The organism is Lysinibacillus sp. VIII_CA (genome assembly GCF_049943995.1).
Classification (GTDB): Bacteria; Bacillota; Bacilli; order Bacillales_A; family Planococcaceae; genus Lysinibacillus; species Lysinibacillus pinottii.
Window position 1 is genome coordinate 1 of sequence record NZ_JBNFXM010000065.1, and the last position, 1,375, is coordinate 1,375.

At 37.2% G+C, this 1,375-nt stretch carries 1 protein-coding gene; it reads right to left on the bottom strand.

Features of this window, described 5'->3' with window-relative positions; all coding sequences use genetic code 11:
• Nucleotides 1-1,346, bottom strand: a protein-coding gene (locus ACP3VS_RS24175; RefSeq protein WP_426390280.1) for an IS3 family transposase whose coding sequence is annotated in 2 segments (ribosomal slippage) — nt 1-896 and nt 896-1,346 — 1,347 coding nt annotated over the 2 segments. Because the reading frame shifts where the segments join, the coding sequence is not laid out codon by codon here. This gene is flagged as partial in the annotation.
• Nucleotides 1,347-1,375: the final 29 nt, after the last annotated feature.

A 1,375-nucleotide genomic window follows, 5' to 3' on the forward strand; every position in this document is an offset into this window, starting at 1 on the left:
AGCTTGGATAAAATGAGTTCGGTATTGCACCGGACTCATTTTTAATTTTGCCTTCATACGTTTCGTGTTGTAATAATTTATATAGTTTTTAAGTTCAAATTTAAACTGTTCGACACTTTCAAATTCTTTTAGGTAGAGGAATTCCGATTTCATGATACCGAAAAAATTCTCCATTACTGAGTTGTCGTAACAGTTTCCTTTACGGGACATACTTTGCACAACACCTCTTGATTCAAGGGCATGCCGAAACTGCTGCATTTGATAATGCCAGCCTTGATCAGAATGCATCAGTAGCTTATGTTTTTCTGGCAACCTCTCTAAAGCTTTTTCTAACATCTCAGAAACTAATGAATACGTTGGTCTAGAGCCGATTGTGTACGTAATAATTTCTCCGTTAAACAAGTCTAAAACAGGCGATAAATAAAGCTTCTCTCCGAATAACTTAAACTCTGTGATATCCGTTACCCACTTCTCATATGGAGCTTCTGCAGTAAAATTGCGATCTAAAATATTCGGCGCGATTTTACCAACTGTACCTTTATAAGATTTATATTTTTTCATTCGAACTAAGCACTTTAAGCCTAGGGCTTTCATGATGCGTTGCACTTTCTTATGATTAACTTTTTTCCCACGATTCGCTAGCTCATCTCGAATACGACGGTATCCATAGCGGCCTTCGTGTTCATTATAAATGGCTTGAATTTCAGCCTTTAACTCGGCATCTGGATCTGGTCGACTCATCTTCTTTACTAAATCGTAGTATGTGCTACGTGGAATTTCTGCGAATGCCACAAGCGCCTTCACCGAGTATTTATGCCTTAATTCAAAAATGACCTTTACTTTGTCTTTCGTGGTGATTTTTCCTTGGCTTGAACTAAGGCATTCAACTTTTTTAAATACTCGTTTTCCATTTCAAGCTGCTTAATACGTGCTTGAAGTGCTTCTGTCGAGCCTTCTAGTACATTTTTAGGTTGTTTAGTCGATTCTTTTTTCATGGATGGACGCCCCTTTTTCTTAGAAAAGAGCGCATCCAATCCGCTTGTTCTCAGTTGAATACGCCACCTTCGAATCATTCCAGGTGAAGAAATTTTAAAGATAACCGCGGCTTCGTTAGAGGAAACGCCATTTTCGTTCATATAGTTTAGTACGTCCATTTTAAACTGAGCTGTATAAGATGTATAGGATTTTTCAAAAGCAGATAAACCATGGTATTCAAATTGCTTAATCCAGTTATGCACAACAGATTCGTAAGTACTGATAGATTCTGCGATTTCTTTTATACTCTCTGATGAATTTTGATAGCGCATAACGGCATCGAGTTTTTGTTCATTTGTAAATTTCGTCATAAAAAAACTACACCTCCAATTGTTAGATG